Origin of the sequence: Pseudomonas sp. Y24-6, assembly GCF_020295325.1 — a bacterium.
GTDB lineage: Bacteria > Pseudomonadota > Gammaproteobacteria > Pseudomonadales > Pseudomonadaceae > Aquipseudomonas > Aquipseudomonas gregormendelii.
The window spans coordinates 1-1,278 of sequence record NZ_JACBXG010000040.1; the positions used below are offsets into that span (position 1 = coordinate 1).

Consider the following 1,278-nt stretch of genomic DNA (forward strand, 5'->3'; position numbering starts at 1 on the left):
TGGCGGAGCGGGTTGAGCATTTCAATCATGCTGAGTTCGGTGCTGATCATGCTGCGATCCCCAATACTTTGTTCATGCGCTCATCGAGAATCTCGTAGAACGTTTTCACTCGTTCGCTGAGCTTGCGGATCATCACTTCATCCCGGTAGGCGCGCTTGATGAACAGCGGCATCCCTGGCCAGTAACAGACAAAGTCGATCCACTCTCGCTCCGACACCCAAAGGCCGCCCTGGCACTGAGCGACGTGCTCCTTTGGAATTTCGCCAGACAGGATCACTTNATCCCGGTAGGCGCGCTTGATGAACAGCGGCATCCCTGGCCAGTAACAGACAAAGTCGATCCACTCTCGCTCCGACACCCAAAGGCCGCCCTGGCACTGAGCGACGTGCTCCTTTGGAATTTCGCCAGACAGGATCACTTCCACCTGGAACTTCGGCAGTTTGGTTTTTATTTCCGTCAGGCCGTTGGCGCCGACAAGAGAGTCAGGCGAATAGCCGATCCCGTGATTCAGGATGATCCCGACCTGGCTGGTGCTGACGTCCACCTGCGACTCGTAAAGGCCGCGGGCAATACCTTCCAGCTCATGGCCACGCTCGGTGTGCTTGTTCCCGGTGAAGGGGTCGGCAGCCTCTTCAGTGATTCGCTCGCCGATCAGGGTGTTCATGTAGGTGAGCGCCCCGCCCCCGAACCCTGACTCGCCCTTGCCATTGACCAGCAGGCATTCCAGCTCGGAGCAGGTGATGATCCCCAGCCTCAGGGCCAGCCACTCGGGCGTGCCCTGTTCGATTTCAGTGATGATTTTCATTCCGCCACCGCTGCAGCTTCCGCCGCTTTGATTGCCTTGTTGAGCTGAGCTACCAGGATGTCGTGGCGCCCCTTTGGCACGCACTCGACAGACCCGTACTCGCCGACGAACCACTCTTGTGTCTTTTCAGTGCACCGACTGAGTAGCGCGGTAATGCCCGAGGCCTGCACTGATGTAACGTTTGCAGTCGGCACAGCAGCGTGGCCGTCGTCGTCTTCGCCACGGGTTGTTAGGTTGAGCAGGGCGCTCATGACGTACCGTTTGCCGTAACTGGTGGACGATCCAACCGCCTGGACGGCGTTCTTGCTGCCGCTGGTGTCGAGCGGCAAGAGCATCGTAGTGCTTTCGCGGTGACCGGCGCGGTGCATGAGGATGCCGGTGACGCTCAGGCCCTGGGCAATGTTCTCGACCTTGAATGTGATCGCGAAGCCATGCTGCTGCATGATCGGCTTGATCACATCGTTGATGTCTTC

2 protein-coding genes are annotated in these 1,278 nt (G+C 58.7%); both read right to left on the reverse strand.

Features of this window, described 5'->3' with window-relative positions; all coding sequences use genetic code 11:
- Positions 1–46 precede the first annotated feature (46 nt).
- Positions 47–805, reverse strand: coding sequence for a YqaJ viral recombinase family protein (locus tag HYI44_RS29125; RefSeq protein WP_225571208.1), 759 nt, complete (start codon positions 803–805; stop codon positions 47–49).
- Positions 802–1,278 (reverse strand): ERF family protein (locus tag HYI44_RS29130; RefSeq protein ID WP_225571209.1); only part of this gene is annotated, 477 nt, incomplete at its 5' end. The genes HYI44_RS29125 and HYI44_RS29130, both read right to left, overlap by 4 nt.